Source organism: Deltaproteobacteria bacterium (assembly GCA_016875395.1).
GTDB lineage: Bacteria > Myxococcota_A > UBA9160 > UBA9160 > UBA6930 > VGRF01.
In genome coordinates, this window is the sequence record VGRF01000015.1 from 59,162 (window position 1) to 80,953 (window position 21,792).

21 protein-coding genes are annotated in these 21,792 nt (G+C 72.2%); 1 reads left to right on the forward strand and 20 read right to left on the reverse strand.

The window, feature by feature from the left end:
• Positions 1–19: 19 nt before the first annotated feature.
• The 9 genes from FJ091_12825 to FJ091_12865 are packed head-to-tail and all read right to left on the reverse strand — an operon-like array spanning position 20 to position 11,376.
• Complete coding sequence (locus tag FJ091_12825; GenBank protein MBM4384233.1) at positions 20–703, reverse strand: ABC transporter ATP-binding protein; 684 nt, start codon at positions 701–703, stop codon at positions 20–22.
• Complete coding sequence (locus tag FJ091_12830; protein MBM4384234.1) at positions 703–2,694, reverse strand: ABC transporter permease; 1,992 nt, start codon at positions 2,692–2,694, stop codon at positions 703–705. The genes FJ091_12825 and FJ091_12830 overlap by 1 nt, the downstream gene beginning before the upstream one ends.
• On the reverse strand, positions 2,691–4,169 hold the full coding sequence (lysS, locus tag FJ091_12835; GenBank protein ID MBM4384235.1) for a lysine--tRNA ligase: 1,479 nt from the start codon (positions 4,167–4,169) through the stop codon (positions 2,691–2,693). The genes FJ091_12830 and lysS overlap by 4 nt, the downstream gene beginning before the upstream one ends.
• The gene (prfB, locus tag FJ091_12840) at positions 4,166–5,287 is read right to left on the reverse strand and encodes a peptide chain release factor 2 (protein MBM4384236.1); all 1,122 of its coding nucleotides are present in this window, start codon (positions 5,285–5,287) and stop codon (positions 4,166–4,168) included. The genes lysS and prfB overlap by 4 nt, the downstream gene beginning before the upstream one ends.
• A gap of 27 nt (positions 5,288–5,314) precedes the next feature.
• Positions 5,315–6,886: an apolipoprotein N-acyltransferase gene (lnt, locus tag FJ091_12845; GenBank protein MBM4384237.1), complete on the reverse strand. Its 1,572-nt coding sequence runs from the start codon at positions 6,884–6,886 to the stop codon at positions 5,315–5,317.
• Positions 6,887–6,908: 22 nt separating this feature from the next.
• Entirely contained in the window at positions 6,909–7,343 is a 435-nt protein-coding gene (gene ybeY / locus FJ091_12850; GenBank protein MBM4384238.1) for an rRNA maturation RNase YbeY, read from the reverse strand.
• Positions 7,340–8,365 carry a PhoH family protein gene (locus tag FJ091_12855; protein MBM4384239.1) on the reverse strand — a complete coding sequence of 342 codons (1,026 nt, stop codon included), beginning with the start codon at positions 8,363–8,365 and terminating at the stop codon, positions 7,340–7,342. The genes ybeY and FJ091_12855 overlap by 4 nt, the downstream gene beginning before the upstream one ends.
• Positions 8,366–8,390: 25 nt before the next feature.
• Positions 8,391–9,488, reverse strand: coding sequence for a DUF4388 domain-containing protein (locus FJ091_12860; protein ID MBM4384240.1), 1,098 nt, complete (start codon positions 9,486–9,488; stop codon positions 8,391–8,393).
• 1 nt (position 9,489) lies between these two features.
• On the reverse strand, positions 9,490–11,376 hold the full coding sequence (locus tag FJ091_12865; protein ID MBM4384241.1) for a hypothetical protein: 1,887 nt from the start codon (positions 11,374–11,376) through the stop codon (positions 9,490–9,492).
• Between the two features lie 170 nt (positions 11,377–11,546).
• Here FJ091_12865 and rpsT point away from each other — a divergent pair, with 170 nt between their 5' ends.
• Positions 11,547–11,810 (forward strand): 30S ribosomal protein S20, encoded by a 264-nt coding sequence (rpsT, locus tag FJ091_12870; GenBank protein MBM4384242.1) that lies wholly within the window; start codon positions 11,547–11,549, stop codon positions 11,808–11,810.
• Positions 11,811–12,109: 299 nt separating this feature from the next.
• On the opposite strand, the gene holA is transcribed toward rpsT, so the two are convergent.
• The 11 genes from holA to nrdR all read right to left on the reverse strand — a co-directional run bounded on the left by holA (position 12,110) and on the right by nrdR (position 21,784).
• A complete protein-coding gene (gene holA, locus FJ091_12875) occupies positions 12,110–13,090 on the reverse strand; it encodes a DNA polymerase III subunit delta (protein ID MBM4384243.1) in 981 nt (326 codons plus the stop codon).
• Complete coding sequence (locus FJ091_12880; protein MBM4384244.1) at positions 13,087–13,608, reverse strand: hypothetical protein; 522 nt, start codon at positions 13,606–13,608, stop codon at positions 13,087–13,089. Before FJ091_12880 ends, holA begins: the two co-directional genes overlap by 4 nt.
• Positions 13,609–13,711: 103 nt before the next feature.
• On the reverse strand, positions 13,712–13,858 hold the full coding sequence (locus FJ091_12885; GenBank protein MBM4384245.1) for a hypothetical protein: 147 nt from the start codon (positions 13,856–13,858) through the stop codon (positions 13,712–13,714).
• A gap of 120 nt (positions 13,859–13,978) precedes the next feature.
• Complete coding sequence (locus tag FJ091_12890) at positions 13,979–16,126, reverse strand: chemotaxis protein CheA (GenBank protein ID MBM4384246.1); 2,148 nt, start codon at positions 16,124–16,126, stop codon at positions 13,979–13,981.
• 1 nt (position 16,127) lies between these two features.
• Entirely contained in the window at positions 16,128–16,508 is a 381-nt protein-coding gene (locus FJ091_12895; GenBank protein MBM4384247.1) for a response regulator, read from the reverse strand.
• A 189-nt stretch (positions 16,509–16,697) separates the two neighbouring features.
• Positions 16,698–18,509 carry a DUF4388 domain-containing protein gene (locus FJ091_12900; protein MBM4384248.1) on the reverse strand — a complete coding sequence of 604 codons (1,812 nt, stop codon included), beginning with the start codon at positions 18,507–18,509 and terminating at the stop codon, positions 16,698–16,700.
• Positions 18,510–18,628: 119 nt separating this feature from the next.
• Positions 18,629–19,264: a hypothetical protein gene (locus FJ091_12905; protein MBM4384249.1), complete on the reverse strand. Its 636-nt coding sequence runs from the start codon at positions 19,262–19,264 to the stop codon at positions 18,629–18,631.
• The gene (gene nusB, locus FJ091_12910; GenBank protein MBM4384250.1) at positions 19,261–19,698 is read right to left on the reverse strand and encodes a transcription antitermination factor NusB; all 438 of its coding nucleotides are present in this window, start codon (positions 19,696–19,698) and stop codon (positions 19,261–19,263) included. Before nusB ends, FJ091_12905 begins: the two co-directional genes overlap by 4 nt.
• A complete protein-coding gene (locus FJ091_12915) occupies positions 19,695–20,180 on the reverse strand; it encodes a 6,7-dimethyl-8-ribityllumazine synthase (GenBank protein MBM4384251.1) in 486 nt (161 codons plus the stop codon). The genes nusB and FJ091_12915 overlap by 4 nt, the downstream gene beginning before the upstream one ends.
• A gap of 13 nt (positions 20,181–20,193) precedes the next feature.
• Complete coding sequence (gene ribD / locus FJ091_12920; protein ID MBM4384252.1) at positions 20,194–21,306, reverse strand: bifunctional diaminohydroxyphosphoribosylaminopyrimidine deaminase/5-amino-6-(5-phosphoribosylamino)uracil reductase RibD; 1,113 nt, start codon at positions 21,304–21,306, stop codon at positions 20,194–20,196.
• Between the two features lie 7 nt (positions 21,307–21,313).
• A complete protein-coding gene (gene nrdR, locus FJ091_12925) occupies positions 21,314–21,784 on the reverse strand; it encodes a transcriptional repressor NrdR (GenBank protein MBM4384253.1) in 471 nt (156 codons plus the stop codon).
• Positions 21,785–21,792 lie beyond the last annotated feature (8 nt).

A 21,792-nucleotide genomic window follows, 5' to 3' on the forward strand; every position in this document is an offset into this window, starting at 1 on the left:
GCGCTGCTCTCGGAGCGCACTACAGCGCCGCAGGCTCGAGCTTCCCCTCTCGCACGACCAGCGCGCGGCCCATTCGCCGCGCCAGCTCATAGTTGTGGGTCACCACGACCAGCGCCGTGCCGCGCGCGCGGTTGAGGCCGAGCATCAGCTCGTGCACGCGCTCGCCGGTGTCGGGATCGAGGTTGCCCGTGGGCTCGTCGGCGAGCACGAGCGCGGGATCCATCACGAGCGCGCGCGTCACCGCCACGCGCTGGCGCTCGCCACCGGAGAGCTTGCCCACGCGCTGATCGATGCGGTGCCCGAGCCCGGCTTCCTCGAGCAGGCCGCCAGCCTTCGCGCGCAGCTCGGCGCGCGGCAGGCCTGCGAGCAGGCCCGGCATCATCACGTTCTCGAGCGCGCTGAACTCCGGCAGCAGGTGATGCAGCTGGAAGATGAAGCCGAGCGAGCGGCCGCGGAAGCGCGCGAGCTCTTCGGGCGGCTTCGCGAAGGCGTCTTCGCCCTGAAACAGCACGCGCCCGCTGGTCGGGCGATCGAGCGTGCCGAGCACGTGCAGCAGCGTCGACTTGCCCACGCCCGACTGGCCGAGGATCGCGACGGTCTCGCCGGGCGCGACCGCGAGCTCGAGCTCGCGCAGGATGTGCAGCTCGCCGTTCGGTGTCGCGAACGACTTCGAGAGCGCGATGGCTTCGAGGATCGCGCCCATCACTCGGCCCGGAGCGCTTCGGCGGGATCGAGCTTCGAGCCGTGGCGGCTCGGCAGCAGCGTCGCGCCGAGCGCCAGCACCATCGCGATCGCGACCACGATCGCGACCTGCCCCGGGTCGATCTCCCACGGCAGCGTGCCGAACTGGTAGATCGTGGCGGGCAGCACGTCGATGCCGGTGATGGTCTCGATCTGCGCCTGCACCCACGGCAGGCGGGTCGTCACGGCGATGCCGGCGACGACTCCCGCGGCGGTCCCTAACAATCCGATCAGCGTGCCTTCGATCGCGAAGATGCGCTCGACCGCCGAGTCGGTCGCGCCCATCGTCTTCAGAATCGCGATGTCCGCCGACTTCTCCATGATCATCATGATGAGCGTCACGACGATCGCGAACGCCGCGACGACCATGATCATCGTGAGCAGCACGAACATCATCACGCGCTCGGTCTTCAGCGCCTGGAAGAACGCAGGGAAGAACTCCTTCCAGTCGCGCGCGAAGTAGGGGAAGCCGAGGCCTTCTTGCAGCTGCGCGGCGACGCGGCCCGAGCGGTAGAAGTCGGTGGTGCGCACCTCGATGCCGTCGACGATGTCGCCGGCTTTGCGGAAGTCGCGCGCGGCTGCGAGGTCGACGAAGGTGAAGACCTCGTCGTATTGGAAGAAGCTCGTCTGGAACACGCCCGCGACGCGGAAGCGCTTGAGGCGCGGGCCGGGGCCGAGCGGCGTGGGCGGCCCGCCGAAGGGCGAGATCACGACGATCGAGTCGCCGGGGCCGACGTTCGCCGTCGCGGCCAGCTGGCTCCCTAACAAGATGCCGGGCAGGGGCACGCCGTCTGCGCTTGGCTCGGGTGCGAGGTGCGCGAGCGCGTCCTCGGAGCCGTAGAGCAGATCCTCCTGCAAGTCCGTCACCTGCGTGATGCGCTGCGGATCGATGCCGCGCACCTTCACGCCCACGATCTCGCCGTGCGGCCCGCGGATCATGCCCTCGGCATCGAGGAACGGAGACGCGCCCACGACGTCGGGGTGCTTCAGGATGTCCGCGATAACGCCCTCGTAGCGCTCGATCGGAAGGCCGCGTCCGTCGAAGACGGTGAGGTGCGCGCGATTCCCGATGATCTCTTCGCGCCACACGTTCTCGAAGCCGTTCATCACGGAGAGCACGGTGATGATCAGCCACACGCCCGCGGCGACCCCGGCGACGCAGATGCCAGTGATGACGGAGATGAACGTCTGCCGGCGCTTGGCGAACATGTAACGCCGCGCGATGAACCACTCCGCGCTGCCGCGCGCGCCGAGGAACCCCGCCGCCGCGAGCGGCGCGAGGCCGAGCGCGACCAGCGCGGCGAACGCGATGCCCGCGAGTGCGCCGAACGCGCCGAGATCGGGCCGCGACTCCGGGAGCGCGAGCGCGATCGGCACGCCCACCGCGAGCGCGCCGGCGAGCAGCGCCGCGAGCGTCTCGTCGACGCCGGCCTCGGCTTCGCCTGCGCGCTGGCGGCGCACGCGCAGCGCGAACGCGATCACCGCTGCGAGCGCCGCAGGCGCCGCGACGTAGCCGAGTTGATCGAGGCAGCCGGCGTAGACCGCGAACGCGAGGCCGAGCACCACGATCGCGACGTAGGCGAGCGCGCGCGGCGGTACGAAACGCAGCAACGCCGCAACCAGGCCCTGCGCGACGACGACGACGCCGAGCGCACACGCGGCGAAGAAGAGCCACGATTGCCAGAGCCCGGGCCACTCGATGCCGAGGCCCTCCACGAACTCCTCGTCGGTGCCGAGCAAGCCTAACAAGGCGGCCCACGCGAGCGTGACGAGCACGAGGTGCAGCCAGCGCTTGCCGCCGCGCGCGAAGCGTTCGAGCACGACGACGGCGGAGCCGAAGAAGAGCAGCGCGTTCGCGGCGATCGCGAGCAGCAGCGCGACGATGAAGGTGAGCGCGAAAACCCCGAGTGCCTGCGCGAGCAGCGAGGTCTGCGCCGCGTCGACGCTGTTCACTTCGCGTCCGGCCGCAGGTGCGGGAACAGGATCACCTCCCGCAGGTTCGGCGCGTCCGCGAGGATGCGCACGAGCCGATCGACGCCGACGCCGAGGCCGCCGGTCGGCGGCATGCCGTGCTCGAGCGCGATGAGGAAGTCCTCGTCCATCGGGTGCGCCTCGGCGTCGCCGGCGGCGGCGTCCTTGCGCAGCTCCTCGAAGCGCGCGCGCTGGTCGTCGGGGTCGTTCAGCTCGCTGAACGCGTTCGCGAGCTCCATGCCCGCCATGAACAGCTCGAAGCGCTCCACGAGCCGCGGATCGTTTGGGTCGCGCTTCGCGAGCGGCGAGAGCTCGGTCGGGTGGTGCGTGATGAATGTGGGCTGAATCAGCTTCGGCTCGACGCGCTCGCTGAAGATCTCGTCCACGAGCAGCGCCCAGGTCGGCGCGTCGAGCCGCTGGATGCCCGCGCGCGCCGCCGCCGCGCGCAGCTTCGCGAGATCGTTCTCGGCGAGGATGTCGATGCCCGTCGCGTCGCGAATCGCGTCCGTCATCGTGACGCGCCGCCACGCGCCGCCGAGCTCGAGCGTGCCGTTGCCGTGCGGCACCGAGAGCGTGCCGAGCGCGGTCTGCGCGGCGTCGACGATCATCGCCTGCACGAGCTCCATCATGTGCGTGTAATCGGCGTACGCCTGATAACACTCGAGCATGGTGAATTCGGGGCTGTGCTTGTGGCTGATGCCCTCGTTGCGGAAGTCGTGGCCGATCTCGTACACGCGATCGAGCCCGCCGATCACACAGCGCTTCAAGTAGAGCTCGTCGGAGATGCGCAGGTAGAGGTGCTGGTCGAACTTCTCGTGGTGTGTGGAGAACGGCGTCGCGCTGCCGCCGCCGTAGAGCGGCTGGAGCACGGGCGTCTCGACCTCGAGGAAGCCGCGCGCGTCGAGCGTGCGCCGCAGCGAGGACGTGACCTTGCTGCGCAGCAGCGCGATCTCTCGCGCGCGCGGGTTCGAGAGCAGGTCGAGGTAGCGCTGGCGGTAGCGCGCTTCGACGTCGGCGAGGCCGTGCCACTTCTCAGGCAGCGGACGCAGCGCCTTCGCGAGCATCTGCGCGCTCTGCGCATCGAGCGTGAGCTCGCCCTTCTGCGTGCGCCACACCGTGCCTTCGACGCGCACGAAGTCGCCCACGTCGAGGCTCTTCACGAACGCGAACGTCTCCTCGGGCGTGATGCCGCGGCGCGCGCTCACCTGTAGCTGCGCGCCGTCGTCGCCGAGCGTCACGAACACGAGCTTGCCGAAGCTGCGCGCCGCGCGGACGCGGCCCGCGATCGCGGCGACGGGCTTCTCCGCATCGAGCTGCTCCGCGCTCTTCGCGTCGTGCGCTTCGCGCAGCGCGGCCACGCGCACGTGCGCGCCGGTGCGCGCGGGGAACGGGTCGAGGCCCGCGGCGCGCAGCTTCTCGAGCCGCTCGCGCCGGGACTTCAGCTCTTGGTCGCTCACGCCGTCGCTCCAGGTTTTCGCGCCGCCGCCTTCTGCAGGAGCGAGGCGCGAATGAACTCGTCGATCTCGCCGTCGAGCACGGCCATCGCGTTGCCGATCTCGACGTCGGTGCGGTGATCCTTCACGCGCTGCGTCGGATTCAGCGTGTACGAGCGGATCTGGCTGCCGAACGACACGTCCGCCTTCACGCCCGCGAGCGCCGCCTTCTTCTCTTCCTGCTCGAGCCGCGCGCGCTCGTGAAGGCGCGCACGCAGTACCTTCATCGCCTTCGACTTGTTCTTGTGTTGTGAGCGCTCGCTCTGGCACTGCACGACGATGCCGCTCGGGATGTGCGTGAGGCGCACTGCGGAATCGGTCTTGTTGACGTGCTGCCCGCCCGCGCCGCCCGACCGGTACGTGTCGATGCGCAGGTCCTTCTCGTCGATCTCGACCTCGACCTCGTCGTCGAGCTCGGGAACGATCAGCACGTTGGCGAACGCCGTGTGGCGGCGCGCCTGCGCGTCGAAGGGAGAGATGCGCACGAGGCGGTGCACGCCGTTCTCTTCCTTCAGGTACCCGAACGCGTAGTCGCCGCTCACGGTGAAGGTCACGCTGCGCAGCCCGGCTTCGTCGCCCTCCTGCGCGTCGATCAGCTCGACCTTGTAGTCGTGCTCCTCACACCAGCGCCCATACATCTTGAGCAGCATCTGCGCCCAGTCCGCGGCGTCGGTGCCGCCGGCGCCGGCGCTGATCGTCACGATCGCGCTGCCCGCGTCGTACTCGCCGCCGAGCATGCGCTGCAGCTCCGCGTCCGCGAGGCGCTTCTCCGCGAGCGCGAGCTTCTCGGCGGCCTCGCGCGTGGCTTCCGCGTCGTCGGCCTCGGCGGCGAGCTCGAGCAGCACCTCGGCGTCGCTCTGCGCGTCCTCGATCGCCTTGAGCCCCGCGAGCTCGCGCTCGACCGCGCGCTTCGCCGTCAGGACTTGTTGGGCTCGCTCGCGGTTGTCCCAGAGGTCGGGCTTGGCGGCGTCGGCGTCCAGGCGCTCGAGCCGCGCGCGCAGCGCAGCCTCGTCAAAGCCGCCCCCGAAACTCGTCGAAGCGCGCGCGCTGCGCCTTGGCCCGCTCGGCGAGCTCGGCGCGATCGAGTTGTTGGGAACTTCCTGCTGCGCTCATGATTTCTTGCGGCCTCGGATCAACGCGACGAAAGAGGCGAGCACCGTAGCGGCTGTGCAGAGGTGGGCGAAGAGGTCGCCGTGGCGGGTGTAGAAGGTTCGGCGCACAGGAGCCGAGGAAACGGCGACCGCTCCGTAAACGAGATCGCGCTCGAAGATCCTCGTTTGCGACTGCAAGCGGCCGTCCGAGTGGATCACCGCCGACACGCCCGTGTTGGCGGCCCGTACACCGGGGAGCCCCGTCTCCGCCGAGCGCATCGCGGTCATCGCGAGGAACTGGTACGGCGATCCGGTGCGCCCGTACCACGCGTCGTTGGTGATGCCCACGAGCAGCTGCGCGCCGTCTGCGGCGAAGCGGCGCACCAGATCTGGTAAGATCAGCTCGTAACAGATCGGGACGCCGACGCGAATCGTCGTGCCGTCCGCGAGCGGCACATCGATCGCGCGCACGCGATCGCCCTCGCTCACGTCGCTCGAGATCGAGCCCGTCGCGAGCGCCTTGACGAAGCGCCCCAAGAGCGGGCGCAGCGGCAGGTACTCGCCGAACGGCACGAGGTGCGTCTTGTCGTAGCGATCGAGCAGCACGCCTTCGTGCGAGAACAAGAAAGCGCTGTCGTAGTGCGCGGTCGGGCGACCTTGCGCGTCGAAGTCGAGGCCCACTGCGCCGACGATCAGCGGCGTCCGCACCTCGCGCGCGAGCGAAGCGATGCGGTCGTGCAGGTCGGGGTACGCGAGCGGCGCCGGCACCGCGGTCTCCGGCCAAGCGATCAGCTGAGCGCCATCGGCGGCGGCGCGACGTGTTAGGTCCTCGTAGGCGAGCAGCGTTTCCTCGAACGCTCGCGAATCCCACTTGCGCCCCTGGTCGATGTTGCCCTGGAGCGCGGCGACCACGATCAGCCGTTCCGACGGGAGCGGGTCGTAGAGTTCGTACACGTAGTGGCGCGTGATCCGCGGGAGGGCGAGCAAGCCGAGCAACCCGACGTGGAGAGCGATCGCAACACCACCCGCCCAGCGCGCGCCGCGGCCTCGCGAGGCGACGAGCGCGCCGACCAACGCTGCGCCGAAGGTCAGCGCATAGACGCCGCCGCCAGCTGCGAGCGGGAGCAAGGAACTCTCGTGCCACGCATACCCAAGCCCGCCCCACGTGAAGCCGGTGAGCACCCACGAGCGCAGCCACTCGAACGTCGTCCACGCCGCCGCGAGCAGGAACGGATTCGCGAGCCCGCGCTGCGCGAGCAGCGCCGCGACCCACGCGAAGCCCGCGATGAAGGGCGCGACGTAGAGCGACATGCCGAACGGCGCGAGCAGGCCGACGACGACGGGCGCGTGGCCGTAGACGACGGTGACGACGTACGCCCAGTGGAGCAGCGCCGCGTGCGCGAGCCAGCCCGCGACGAAGCCGACCTTGAGCGCGCGTGAAGGCGTGAGGCCGCGCAGCGCGACGAGCAGCAGCGCGGGCGCGGCGGGCGCGAGCACGAGGCCGAGGTCGAGCACGAACGTGTCGCCGAGCGGCTGCGGGAACGCGAAGAACGTCGCCGCCACGTACGCGAGCATCCAGCGCCAGGGCATCAGCGCACCGCCCTCGTCGGCACTACGCCACCGCCTTCCGGAGCGCGCGCTCTTTCGCCTGCATGCGCTTCGCGTCGCGCGCGATCTCGTGGTCGTAGCCGAGCAGGTGCAGCACGCCGTGAATCAGCAGGCGCAGCAGCTCCTCGTTCAGTGAGTGCCCGATCTCGCGCGCTTGCCGCGCGGCGACGCCGACCGCGATCACCACGTCCCCTAACAGCTCGCCGCGCCGCGCCGCATGCGCGCCTTCGAGCAGCGAGTAGGAGAGCACGTCGGTCGGGCCGCGCTTCCCGCGGTGCGCCTCGTTCAGCTGCGCGATCGCGTCGTCGCTCACCAGCGCGAGCGAGAGCTCCGCTCGCGGCAGCGCGAGCGCGGCGAGCACTTTGCGCGCGCGGCGTGCGAACAGGCGCTGGTCGAAGCGCGGCGCGCCGCGCGGCGGGCCCGCGACGCGCACGCTCATTTCGCACCCGCGCCGCCCTCGCTGTCGCCGTTCTCGCCGCGCGGTTGCAGCAGCCCCGCGGCGCGGCGGTCATACGCGCGCACGATCGACTGCACGAGGGGATGCCGCACCACGTCGAGGTCGGTGAACTGCATGAAGCCGATGCCGTCGATGTCGCGCAGCACGTCGAGCGCGTCGACGAGCCCGCTGCCTTGATGACTCGGCAAGTCGATCTGCGTGATGTCGCCCGTGATCACTGCCTTCGAGTCGTAGCCGAGGCGCGTGAGGAACATCTTCATCTGCTCGGGCGTCGTGTTCTGCGCTTCGTCGAGAATCACGAACGACTCGTTCAGCGTGCGGCCGCGCATGAACGCGAGCGGCGCCACCTCGATCACGCCGCGCTCCATCAGTCGCTGCGCTTTCTCGAAGTCCATCATGTCGTGCAGCGCGTCGTAGAGCGGGCGCAGGTACGGGTTCACCTTCTCGGCGAGGTTGCCCGGCAAGAAGCCGAGCTTCTCGCCCGCCTCCACGGCCGGCCGCGCGAGGATCACCCGCGCGATCTCCTGGCGGTTGAGCGCGGCGATCGCCATCGCCATCGCGAGGTACGTCTTGCCGGTGCCGGCGGGCCCGATCGAGATCACGACATCGTGCTGCTCGATCAGGTCGAGGTAGCGGCGCTGCGAGAGATTCTTCGCGGCGATGCGGCGGCGCGAGCCCACGTGCGAGAGCACGTCGCTGTAGACCTCGCGCAGCGGCGTGCCGGGCACCGTCGCCACGTCCTGGATCGCGCTGTGCACGTCGCTCGGCGCAACCTCGCGGCCCTCGCGCACGAGCCCGTACAGCTCTTCCAGCACTTGGCGGCCGAGGCGCACGCGATCCTCGGCGCCCGACAACCGCACCTGATTGCCCCGCGCGTGCACGGCGATCCCGAGGTCCTGCTCGACGATGCGAAGCGTTCGCTCGCGTTCCCCGTACAAAGTCGAGGCGAGTTGGTTGTCGTCGAAGACGAGGGTCTGACGACTGGTGGCCTCGTGCGCGCTCAGTGGGGTCGCTCCGTCGTCGTAACCGCTACTCCTCGGGCATCAGCACCACGAAGTTGTCGCCGCGGTGCGCGAAATAGTATTCGCCGGGGTTTGCGGTCGCCATCGCGCCGGGCACTTCTGCGAGAGCCGTCGCAATGTCCTTCGGCCACGCGCCGTGCGCGAAGCGATACGCCTCGACGGCGGCCCGCGCCCGTGCGCGCGCAAAGGCGGCGTCGCCCTGCTGCGCGAGCGCAGCGCCCGCCGCGAGCTCGGGGCGCTCGCGGCTGTCCGTGGCGAGCCCGGCCAGCGCCAATCCGAGGAGCACGACCGGAATCACGGCCGAGGCCGACGCGAGCGACTCGAACAGGTCGAAGCGGAGCCGGGCGCGGACGCGCGCTGGCGCACTCACGCGCGCGAGCGGCTCGATCACGCCCGCGCGGCGCAGGCGCGAGATCCAGTAGACGCCGTCGAACTCGGAGATGCGCGCCAGATCCACCAAGCGCGCCCCGCTCGCTCTTCCGTCGATCCCCTCGAAGATCCGCCGCGCGAGCTCGATGCGCTTCGGCGACTCGCCCTCGGCGCGCTCGCGGAAGACGTCGAACGCATCGCTGCGCTTCCACACTGTGTCGAGCGCGCGCGCGTCGGCGTCGAACGTGCGCCACTCGTCCACCATGCGCAGCGCATCCATCAGGATCTGCTCGGCCGGCGTGGCCGCGGCGGTGTCGCCCTCGCCCATCACGGGCTGCGCGGTGAAGTGGAACGAGCCCTGCGTCCAGCGCAGCAAGAGGAACATCGTGTTGTGCGTGAGCAGGTCGACCGCTTCCTGCACCTGCGCTTCGCCGAGGTCGCCGCGCGTCGTCAGCAGCGTGCGCAGGTCGCCCTCGCCGTCCTGCACCGCGCGCTCGAGCGCGAGCAGGCGCTCGGGCTTCACGAGACCGCTGCGCACCACGAGGTCGCCGAGGGCGGCGTGCTCGTAGGGGCCCATGGTCTCGCCCCACACCACGCCGCCGCGATCGAACGCGATTCGCACGCGCACGTTCTCCGCGGCGACGTCGAGGACGCCGGTCTTCTGCTGCTGGCCGATCAGCTGGAAGACTTCGCCGATGCCGAAGTCGCGGAGATTGCCGTGCAGCGCGACGCCCACGTTAGTCCTCCACCTTCAGCAGGAAGGCTGCGGCGGTGGAGACTGCGTAGAGAACGGCCGCGACGACGAGCAGCGCCCGCACGAGCAGGCCCGGCAGCGCGCCGACGGCCAACGGATCGGCGGGCGCGGCGGCGATCGCGCCGAGCGCTGCGACGGCCAGAGCAAACGCGAACGTGGCGAGCCACGCGAGCAAGGGGCGCCCAAAGCGGAAGCCGGCGGCGCCCGGCACCACGAACGCGAGTGCGGTGAGGAGTGCCTCGCTGCGCGCGCGCTGCCGCTTGAGGCGGGCGAGCTGCGCCACGCGCTGCGACGAGTCGCCCACGCCGGAGCGCAGGGTGCGCGCGAGGTCGGCGTAGAAGTCGCGGGGACCCGCCGTGCGCTCGAGCGCGACGCCGCCCGCGATGCCGAGAGCGAGCACGACTCCGAGCAGCCCGAGCGCGCCCGCGAGCGAGTCCGCCGCGAACCCGCGCACCACACGCGCGCGCAGCGCACGCGCGAGGCGCGCCGGAGCGCCGGTGTCCGCGGTGCGCGCGAACACGGCTTCGACCGAGACCGGGATGTCGGCGACGAACGGCCGATCGCCATTCGTCGCGAGATCGGTGAGGCGCGCGACCACCTCCGCGTCGATCCCCTGCGCGATCGACAGCGCGCGGTCTTGATCGTCGAGGCGCACCGCGCGGCCGTAGGCCTGCGCGAGGTTGAAGTACGCGACGGGAGCGGGAGTCAGCTTCACCGCCTGTTCGTAGTGCGCGATCGCGCCAGGCATGTCGCCGAGCCGGAACGCGACGTTGGCCGCGTTGTTGCGAACGTCGCCGAGATCGCGCTGCTTCAGCGCGCGCGCGAAGTAGTCGCGAGCAACGAGTAGATCGCCCGACCGCTTCTGGTGCAGCGCAACCGCGCGAAGCGCGAAGGGATCGCGCGGCGCGGCTTGCAGGACGAGACCGAGATCCGCCGGCGTGCCCAGCCCGGCTTCGAGGCGATGCGCCGCCACGGCCACGGGGTCCGCGCTAAGCGCGACGCGCCCGAGCGCCTCGCGCTCGCTCGCGTGGAAGATCGCGAAGACGGCGAGCGCAGCGGTGAGCGCGACGGTGCTGCGCTTCACGAGCCCGCCGTGCGCCGCGGCAACCCCTGCCAGGCCGACCAGGGCACCGAGCGGCCCGGCGACCCAGCCGAGCGCGAGCACGCCGGCTGCGAGCGCCGCGAGCGAGACCGGTCCGTCCCACGCAACGCGCGTCGATCCGAGGCCATGGAGCAAGTGCGGGAGCGACGCGATCGCGCCGAGCAGGCTGAACCCCAGCGCCCACAGGAACGCCAGCCTCGCGCCGGCGCCGAACGCGGCGGCGTCCATCCATGCGCGGGCCTCGAGGTGCCCCGGAATCGCTGCGAGCGCCGTCAGAATCGCCGACACGGCTGCGCGCGGATCGCCCGCACCGAGGTGCGCGGAGGCGAGCGCGGCATGCGCCGCCGGCAAGGCGGGTGCGAGAGCCACCGCGTCCAGCGCGCGCTCGACCGCATCCTCCGTGCTGCCCGAGAAGACGAGGCCGCGAGCGGGGCCTTCGAGGGTGCGCAGGCCGAGATCGAGTCCCGCGCGCTGCGTGCGCGCGACCTTCTCTTCCGGCTTCTGCGATCCGAGCCGCCACGACCGATCGACGCTGCCGCGCGCGGGGTCGCGCGCCGAAAGCTCGCCGGGGAGCGCGGGCGGCCAGGGCGACGCGACTCGCGGGGGCGGCGCAGGCGGAGGTGCGGGCACCGGGTCGGCGATCGCGGTCGCCGGCCCCGTCGGAACTTCGGCAGCGAGCTCCGGCGCAGCGAACACCGCGCGTGCGCCGAAAAGGCACACGGCGATCAGCGCTGCCGCACACCGGTTGCCGCCGCTCGAGACGCGCAAATCCCCTTGCCTCCGCAGGGAGGCTGATCGGTGGCCCGCGGGGCGCGCTGGAGTGCGGCGCGCGCAAAACGGCTCGCCTATGTTGCGCCGCCTTTTCGGCCGGCCCGAGCGCTGGCCCCGACGCGGCGCCCGCCGCCGCGAGCCGAATCGATCGATCAAGGAGATTTGCCGTGGCCAATCACAAGTCCGCTGAGAAACGTGCTCGCCAGGCCGAGCGCCGCCGCGCCCGCAATCGCGGCGTCACGAGCGCGCTGCGCACGCGCGTGAAGGCGCTGCGCGAGGCGATCGCCAGCGGCGACAAGGCGGCAGCCACCGCGAGGCTGCGCGATGCCGAGAAGGCGCTGCGCCAGGCGGCGACCAAGGGCGTGATGAAGAAGGAGACCGCGAGCCGCCAGGTCTCGCGCCTCGCGAAGGCCGTGCACAAAGTCGCTTAGCGCGGCGCGGCGAAGCCGCGCCGGGCGGCCCTGTGGCCTGGAGGGAGCTGGGCGTTCCGGGGCGGCTCGTTGGGAGCGGCGTGCGGCCTGTGAGCGGCGTGGCCGCCGTTTTTCTTGGGCGTCGCTCGCCTCCGAGGACTCCGGCTCGCTGCGCGCCGCGTTATGCAGCGTGCCTTCGCCTGCTTGGGCGCTCGCGGCTTGCGGTTTCCATCGAGCCCGCGTTTCGTCGTCAGGTGCAAGGGGATTGGCTGGGCTGCCGCTTCGCTCCTAGATCCGCTGTTCTCCTAGCTCCGCGGTTGTTAGGCCGAGAGTCCTAGGACGAGGCGTTCGAGCGCGAGGCCCTGGGGGATGGCGCCGGCGCCCTTCAGGACTTCGTCGACTTCGTGGATGGCGCGCAGGCAGGAGACGAGTCGCGTGGGGGTGTAGCGGCGGGCCTGGCGCTCGAGCTTCTGCACGACGAAGGGCGGGCCGGCGGGTGCTTCGCCCGCGCGGGTGCGCGCGAGGCGGCGGAAGTGGGAGGCGAGCGCGCCTAACAACACGGGCGCGGGCGCTCCTGCCGCCAGCATGCGGCCGAGCAGGCCGAGCGCGTCGGCGCTGCGGCCTTCGCCGATCGCGTCGGTGAGATCCCAGATCGGCTCCTCGGCGACCGCTGAGATCGTCTCCTGCACGTGGGCGCGAGTGATCTTCGCGCCCGGGCCCGCATAGAGCGCGGCCTTCGCGAGCTCTTGGCGCAGCGCGAGCAGATTCGGCCCGACGGACTCGGCGAGCAGCTCGGCCGCGCCGGCGTCGAGCGAAACGCCCTGCGCCTTCGCCTCCTCGCGTAGGAAGCCTTGCGCCTCGCGCGCGTTCTTCGGCGGATCGCACGCGACGAACGCGGCGGGCTCCGCGAACGCCTTCACCCACTTCGAGCGCCGGTCGATCTGCTCGGCGACGACGACCAGCACGCACGTGTCGCTCGCCGCGGCGTCCGTAACGACTCCGGCGAGCGCCTCCGCCAGCGCCTCGCCCTTGCCGCCCTTGCGCGCCTCGGGCTCGCGCAGCACGACGAGCCGCTGCTTCGCGAGCATCGGCAGCGAGCGCACGGCATCTTGCAGCTGCCCCGGCGTGGTCTTGTCGCCCGCGAGCTTGTCGACGTCGAAGTCGCCGCCGTCCTCGCCGAGCGCGGCGCGCCGGATCGCGGCGAGCGCGTCGTCGCGCAGCAGCGCCTCTGCGCCGGCGAGCAGGTAGGCGGGGCGAACGCGTCCGCCCGCGAGCTCGCGCGCGAGCTCCGCCGGCGTCACGGCGCGATGCGCTCGAACAGCGCGTCGTGGATGCGACCCGCGAGCAGCCCTGCGAGGCGGCGCAGCGCTTCTTCGCGGTGCGTGCGCTCCACCTCGACGTCGGCGCTCGCGACGTAGCGCTCCGTCTCGATCTGCGAGCTCGCGTCGAGCGGCACGACGGTGCCGTCGCGGCGCGTGATCTTCACGGCGAGCGTGAGCTCGAGCTCGTACTCGAGCGCCAGCGCCACGGAGGAGAAGCTCTTGCGCGCGACGCCGAGCCTCTGCACGGCGCCCGAGATCACGAGGTCTGCACGGGCAGGCTCTTCCACCATTCGCAGCGCGCCGCGGCGCAGGAACTCGCGCGCGAGCGCGTCCGAGACGAGCGTGTCGAGGCCGGGCTCGAAGCTGTCGTTGCGCAGCGCCACGAGCGCGACGGTCTTCGCGTCGCCGAGCGCGTCCGCGTAACGCACGGGCGTGTAGCCGCAGCCGAGCGCGGCGCTCGCGAGCGCGAGGGTCGTGAGAAGAGTGCGCCGCTTCACGCCGCGCGGGTTAGCAGAGCCCCCTCGCCGTCGCGACGCGCTCCTCGCCGCCGCCGGCGCGCAGCGCCGCCCGCTGCATCGCCGGGCACCACGCCGGCGCGAGCTACTCGGAAAGCTTCAGAAGTGCGCGCGCGACCTGCAACACGCGATTCGCCTGGATCGGCTTCGCCAAGTACTCGTTCGCGCCGAGCGCGAGCGCGCGGTCGCGATCCTCCGAGGCGCCTTCGGTGGTGATCACCACGATCGGCATCGTCGCGAGGTCGGGCTCCTGCCGGATCAGGTGGATCAGCTAGCGCGCGCGTCTGCACCTGTGCACCGCGCGCAGCGGCGGCGCGCGCGAGCACGTCCCAAGCGCGATCGGCGGCGGTCATCACGCGGCCTCGGAGCGCAGGCCGGCGCCGACCGCGCTGCTCACGAGGGCGGCGACGTCGAGCACGAGCACGGCGGCCTGATCGCCGAGCTCGGTGGCTCCGGCCACGCCGCGCACGCTGCGCACCGGGCCCTGGATCGGCTTGATCACGGAATCCCGCTGGCCTTCGAGCCGATCGACGAGCAGCGCGAGGCGCGCATCGCCGAGGCCGAGGATCACCGCGAAGGGTTTGTCCGCACTCGCGGCGCCGCTCGTGACGGAGAACTCCTCGCGCAGGCGCAGCACCGGCAGCGCTTCACCGCGCAGCGCGAGCAGCTCACGCGAGCCGCTGCGCTGCAGCGCGTCCGGCTCGGGGATCAGCACCTCGCGCACGCTGTTGAGCGGGATCGCGTAGCGCTCGCCGCCGACGCCCACGACCAGCGCTTGGATGATCGCGAGGGTGATCGGCAGCGTCAGCGTGACGACCGTGCCCTTGCCGAGCGTCGAGTCGATCGAGGCGATGCCGCCGAGCGCCGACACGTTCGCGCGCACCACGTCCATGCCCACGCCGCGGCCGCTGGTCTCGGTGACTTCGCTGCGCGTCGAGAGACCCGGCGCGAACACTAGGTCGAGCAAGTCGCGCTGCGTGAGCTGCGCGTCGGCGGAGATGAGGCCGCGCTCGATCGCGCGCGCACGCACGCGGGCGGTGTCGATGCCGCGCCCGTCGTCCGCGACGCTGATCACGACGTCGTTGCCGCGCTGCGTGGCCTCGATGCGGACGTGACCGTGCTCGGGCTTCCCGGCGGCAACGCGCTCCTGCGCGCTCTCGAGCGCGTGGTCGAACGCGTTGCGGACGATGTGCATCAGCGGATCGACGAGCTGCTCGACGATCAGCTTGTCGAGCTCGGTGTCGGCGCCCTTGATCTCGAGCTGCGCGTTCTTGCCGAGATCGAGCTTGAGGCGCCGCGCGACGCGAGAGAGTTTGTCGAAGACCTGCCGCAGCGGAACCATGCGCACTTCGATCACGCTGGCCTGCAGGTCTTGCAGCTTGCGATCGAGCGCCTTGTGGATCTTGTCGAGCTCGGCGCCGAGCTTCGCCGCGTGGGTGTCCGCCGCGAGCTTGCGCGCGAAGGCCGCGAGCGCGCCGCGCTCCTGCGCGAGCTCGCCCACGAGGTTCATCAGCTCGTCGAGCTTGCGAATGTCGACGCGCACCGTGTCGCTGATCGAGCGCAGCGTCGCGGCGTCCGCGTCCGTCGCTTCGCGCGGCGAGCCGGGGCGGTCGGCGAGCGCGATGTCCGGCTCGCCGACGGCGGGCGCCGCCGCCGGGCTCGCGCTCGGCTTCGCCACCGGCTGTGCCGCGGCGCGGCGTGGGCTCGCAGGCGCGGCCGAGCGGGTGCCTGCGCGCGCGGTGTGAATCGCGCTCGGCTCGAGATCGAGGCGGCGCGCGAGCGTCGCCGCGTCGAGGTCGGTCGCGGCGAGCAGCGCGAAGCGAATCTCGCCGGGATTGCCGTCGCCCGGGGAAGGCAGCGTCGAGAGCAGCTCGCCGACCTCGCGCAGCGCGGTGCCGATCTCGGAGAGCCGCTCCTCGAAGCTCGCGAGCTCGAGCACGGCCGTGATCACGTAGATCGCGCGGCCGCGCTGGAGGTTCTCCCGCAGGCGGTGCTCTTCGTACTCCGTGAGCGCGCGCAGCAGCGCCGGCGGCGCATCGAGCGCATCGCCCGTCGCCGCTTGCGGCGCAGGGGCGCCCGAGCGCCACGCGTCGATGCGCGCGAGCAGCTGCGCCACTGCGTCCGCGAAGCCGGGCGCGAGCGCGCCCGCGGCGAGCTGCTCGAGCGCGCGGCCGAACAGCGCCACGGCCTCCTCGAACAACGCGAGCCCGTCGGCCGTCACGCGCGCGCGGCCGAGGCGCCAGGCGTCGAGCAAGTCTTCGGTGCGGTGCGTGAGCTCGGCGAGCGCTCCGAGGCCGAACAGCCCCGAGAGGCCCTTCAGCGAGTGCGCCGAACGAAACAGGCGGTTGAGCACGTCGGGCGCGATTTCCTCGTCAGCCGTCGCCGACTCGAGGCAGAGCGCGAGGTCGTCGCGCATGCGCTCGAGAATCTCCTCGGCCTCCGAGAGAAACTCGCGCTCGGCTCGCGCCGCGGGCGTCGACTTGTTACGGCGCGCCGCCATCTCAGCCTCTCGCTCCGGGCAGCAGGTCCTCGACGACGCGCAGCAGCTCCTGCGCGGCGAACGGTTTCACGAGGTACGCGTTCGCGCCGAGCGCGAGCCCGCGGCGGCGGTCTTCCTCGCCGCTCTCCGTCGACACGATCACGAGCGGGACGCCGGCGTGGCGCGGGTCGCGGCGGATGAACGAGATCAGCTCGAGCCCGTGGATGTCGGGCATGTTGATGTCGGTGATGACGAGGTCGTAGGTCTGCCGGGGTAGGAGACGCAGCGCCTCGAAGCCGCTCGTCGCGAGATCAACTTTCAGCGCCTGGTCGCCCTCTTCGAGCGCTGCGCCGATCCACTCGCGCATGGTCTGCGAGTCTTCCACCACGAGTACGCGTCGCACCGCTCCCCTCCCAGCGCGCGCACTGCGCGCACTCGCGAGACTTCGGCCTCGGGAAGGCAATTCTTGAGGGAGTCCGCCGACTTCTGCGCGCTAGGCGCGGGCGCGACGCGGGTTCGCGAGGCAGGCCGAAATCGGGCTAGCGACGCCCGGCGGACAAAGCGTGGCCCGCGAGGGCGGCTGCCGCCCGGATCAGCGGGTGGCCGCGCCGGTCGTCTCGCTCAGTGCGCGCTCGAGCAGGCTGCGATCGAGCGCGAGCCCGGCTTCGTGGAGTACGACTTCGAGGGCCCCGGTCTCGGGCAGCAGGAGCCCGCCGGGCAGGTTGTCGGCGTAGAGGATCGCGACCACGCGGTTGGCGCTCTCGATCGGCGCGAGGAACGCCTCGCGCGGGATGTCGTTGCCGAGCATCACGCACAGGCGCTGATCGCCTTCGTCCGTGGGGCGGCCGCGCACCGGGGCGAGCGTGTCGAGGACGCGCCGCACCCATGCGGACTCGCGCAGCGGCAGCTGCACCTCGCGCAGCGCGGCGTCGTCGGGGCCGCCCACCTTCGCGAGGCCGAGCTGGGCGATGCCGGCGAGCGTCTCGTCGCGAACCATGAACAGCGCGACGCGCGAGAAGCTTTGCGCCGCGAAGCTGAGAACGTTCGTCAGCACCTCGCCTTGGTGGGCGCGCTCGCGCAGGCGCGAGCTGGCTTCGCGCAGGCGTGCGAGGTCGCCCTGCGGCAGCGCCGCGCGCGAGGGCGCAGGCTGAGTCGCGGCGAGCGAGCTCGCGTCGGGCAGAGCTTCGAGGGCCGAGCGCAAGGCAGCGGCGAGCTCGAGCCGCTCGGCGCCGCGCCGGGAGTCGGAGAGCGCGCCGTCCTTGGGGCGTTCGACGAATGCAGACGGCGCCGCGCCGGTGCGGCGGCGCGCCGGCGGGCGCGCGCCGGCGGGCGTCAGCACCACGATCGGGAGCCGAGGCGCTTGCCGTCGCAGGCGTGCCGCCACGTCGTACACGTCGCGCGCGCCGGAGATCGGATCGGGCGGCGCGTTCGCGCCGATCAGCACGAGCGGCAGCTCGCGCCGTAACAAGTATTGCCGGATGCGCTGGATGCCGAGCTCGGTGTGCTGGAAGGCGTGAATGCGCGCGTAGCCCGCGAGCGCAGACTTGACCCACTCGAGCACGGCGAGCGACGCATCGATCGCGATCACCGGCGGCGGCTGCGCGGGCGGCGCGGAGTCGGCGACGGGCTGCGGCTCGCTCTCGCGCAGCGACTCGTCGAGGCTCGGCGCAGGCGCGCTGGCACGCTGCGGCGCGGCTTCCACGCGCGGCGCCGGTTCGGGCTCGAACGTCGGCTCCGGCTCGATCTCGGCCGGCACGACGGGCTCCGCTTCCGCAATCTCCGCGGACAGCGCCTCCTCGACTGCCGCAGCCGCGGGCTCTCGCACCGCGGCGACGGGCGGAGGCGGATCCGCGAACGGATCGTCTTCGGGCCCGAGCGGCGGGGCCGCGACGGTGGCCGTGGAGTCGTCTTCGTCTTCAACGTTCTCGTCGCTCTCGCGAGCGCTCTCGAGGGCGAGGAACTGCGGGTTCAACCCGCGCGCGAGCGCGAGGTCGTCGGCGCCTGCGGCGCCCTCGCGCACCTCGAAGCTGAACTCGCCGGCGCGCCAGCGGAACATCGCCATGACCGCGTCGGCCACGGCCTGCGCGCGCAGCTCTTCGAGCGGATCGGTCTCGATCAGCGCGCGCTCGAAGAGCACCGACGACAGCGGCAGCGAGCGCTTGCGCGCCTCGCGCGCCGCGTCGGCGAGCGCGTCGACCTCGATCGCCTTGCGCCGGGCGAGCAGCTCGCGCAGATCCTGAGGGAGATCGCGCGTCGTCGCGACGCGCACGAGGCCGCGTTCGAAGACGATCTGGCCTTCGCCGACATCGCCGCGCAGCGCGAGCACTCCGGACTTCCCGGAGAGGTGCACGATCTGGAGGATGTCGCCGAGGCCCAGGTCCTCCAGGCTTCCGACGAGACTCATAGGCGGTCCATCGGCGCGTAGCTGTGCGAACTAAATGGGTGATCGGGCTTGCGATCCCCCGAGTCTCAGCGTTGCGCGGGGCGCCCGTTTCTCCCTCGCGGAGGCCGCGCGCGGCGTCGTCAGACCTGCGTCGCGCTCAGCGCGGGGCGTAGCCCCGGCGCCGCCGCACCGGCGATCGGCTGCGGAGGCTCTTCCGGGTCGGCGCGGTCGATGCGCAAGGCGACGCCGCCGGGGTAATGCCGCGGCGCTGCTGCGAGCGCCGCCTCTGCGCGGGTGAGCTCGGGCTGCGAGACGACGAGCGTGAGCCGCAGCGGCGCGGGCCGCGCGGCGAGGGCCGCGGCGACGCCTGCGAGCGTCGCGGCGATCGTGCGATCGAGCGCCAGGCGCGAGATGCGATCCGGGGCGATTGCCAGCGCGAGCGCGCCGACGCGCAGCTCTGCGGCGCGCTGCGTCGCGTCCTGCGCCCAGGCGCGCGCGCCGGCCTCGCCGAACGCGGCGGGATCGCCCGCGCCGCCTAACAACACCCAGCTCGCGCGCAGCCGGCCGCGCGCGGGCAACAGGAGCACGCCGCTGCCGCGAGCGGCGGCGGGCGCGCTCGCGGCGGCCCGCGCCGCGAGTCCACACAGTCGCCAGTCGAGCCACGCGGCGGGCCCGCGCATCGGCAGGCCCGTCGCGAACAGCGGCGCGGCGATCAGGTCGCACGGGACGCGCTGGAACGTGCGCGCATCGAGACCGACCGGCAGCACCACGCTCATCGCGGCGACTCCGCCGCCCGCGCGAGCGCGTCGAGCACGCCGTTCACGAAGCGCGGCGAAGCGTCGTCGCCGAAGCGGCGCGCCAGCTCGACGGCCTCGTCGATCGCGACTTCGCGCGGCGTGTCCGCGTACACGATCTCGTAGGCCGCGAGGCGCAGCACGTTGCGATCGACCGCGGCCATGCGCTCGAGCCGCCAGCGATGCGCGACCGCGGTGATGCGCGCGTCGATGTCGTCGCGATTCGACGCGACGCCGAGCACGAGCTCCTTCGCGAACGCCCGCGCACCGGCGGGCAGCTCGAAGTGCTCGGCGAGCGCCTCGAGCGAAGCCTGCGCGCGGGAGAGATCCGCCTCGCCGGACATGTCGGCGGCGTAGAGCGCCTGCAGCGCCGCCTCACGCGAGCGATGCCGCGGCGCGCTCTGCTTCGCGCTCACGACTCGACCTCGGGCGGCTTCGCGAGCGCGCGCACGAGGCGCGCCATCTCCACTGCCGCGAGCGCCGCCTCGACGCCCTTGTTCCCCTCGCTGCCGCCCGCGCGAGCGAGCGCGGAGTCGACATCGTCCGTGGTGAGCACGCCGAACGCGACGGGCACGCCGGTGTCGCGCATGACGGCGCCGACGCCGTCGGTGACGCCTTGGCACACGTACTCGAAGTGCGGGGTGCCGCCGCGAATCACGGCACCGAGCGTGACGATCGCGTCGTAGCGCCCGCTCTCGGCGAGCTTGCGCGCCGCGAGCGGAATCTCGAACGCGCCCGGGACCCAGGCGACGTGCACGTCGTCGCCGCTCGCGCCCCGCGAAGTCAGCTCCTCACGGCAGCCTTCGAGCAGCGCGGACGAGATCGGGTGGTTGAAGCGGCCGACGACCACCGCGAAGCGGAGGCCGGCTGCATCGCGATCGCTCGGGTAGGTGCGCACGTGGGTGAGACGCTCACGGTCGGAAGGTGGCGTGAACGTACAGATCCGAACCGAGGCGTCGCATGCTTCGCAGCTCGAACTGAGCACGATCCGCGAGCTTTGTGAGCCCGAGTGCGGCGACCGCAGGCCTGCCGTCGCCGCCGATCACACTCGGCGCGACGAACCAGTGCAGCTCGTCGACGAGCCGCGCGCGCAGCAGCGCCGCCGCGAGCCCGCCGCCGCCCTCGACCAAGATCTGCGTGAGACCTGCGCCTGCGAGCTGGGCGAGCGCGCGCTCGAGGTCGAGGTGCTTGCCGCGCTTCGGCGCTTCGAGCGTGCGGGCGCCGCGCGCCGTGCGCGCCGCGAGCGCGCGCGCGGGGTGGCCGTGTGCGGTGAGCAGCCACGTGCGGTCTGCGTAGGCGTCGCGATAGAGCGCAAGCCGCGGCGGCGTGGCGAGCGCGCTGTCGACGACGACGCGCACCGGCGCTCGCACGAGCTCGCCCGCAGGCGTGCGCACGGTGAGCGCGGGGTCGTCCGCGAGCGCAGTGCCGGCGCCCACCATCACCGCGTCGGCCACGTCGCGCAGCTGGTGCGCAAGTGCGCGCGCGGGCTCGCCCGTGATCCAGCGTGACTCGCCGCGCGCCGTCGCGATGCGCCCGTCGAGGGTCGCCGCCAGCTTCAGCGCCACCCACGGTCGGCCGCGCTCCTGCACGGAGAAGAAGCCGCGGTGCTGGTAGACGCACTCGGCGGCGAGCACGTCCGTCACGACCTCGATGCCCGCGCGGCGCAGCGCGCGAATGCCGCGGCCCGACACGAGCGGATGCGGATCGCGCGCGCCGATCCACACGCGCGCGATTCCGGCAGCGCGAATCGCGTCGGTGCACGGCGGCGTGCGGCCGTGATGCCCGCACGGCTCGAGCGTCACGGCGAGCGTGGCCCCGCGCAGCGCGCGCTCACCGTGGCGGCGCAGCGCCTGCCGGATCGCGCGCACCTCGGCGTGCGCCGAGCCCGGCGGCTGCGTCTCGCCCGCACCCAACACCTTCGCGCCTCGCAGCACGACGGCGCCCACCGCGGGATTCGGGAACGTGCGCCCCGACGCGCGGCGCGCTCGTGCGAGTGCGAGCTGCATGGCTTCTTCGGGGCGCATGGCTCGCCTAGCGGGATTCGTCTTCGTCGCGCGCAGCCAACGTCGCGAAGAAGGCTTCGTAGTCGGCGGGGCTCTTCCAGTCGTGAAAGACCGAGGCGAAACGCGAGGCTGCGATTGCGTCGACGGCGCTCAGCTCCTCGAGTGCGAGCTCGCCGACACGGCGCGTCGGCACCTCGGAGTCGCCCGTCTCGGCGAGCCTGGTCTCGATGCGGTCGATCATGTTTTGGATCGCGTCTTCGGAGATCGGCCGCTTCACCACGGCCTTCTGGATCGAGTGCTCGAGCTTCGCGCGGCTGAACTCTTCGCGGCGTTCGTCGCGCTTGATGATCTTCGGCACCAGCTCTTCGACGCGCTCGCGCGTGGTGAAGCGCCGCCCGCACTCGTCGCACTCGCGCCGGCGCCGAATCTCCTGACCCTCGCGCGTGAGGCGCGAGTCGATCACGCGATTCGACGGGTCGTTGCAGTACGGGCACTGCACGAGGCGCG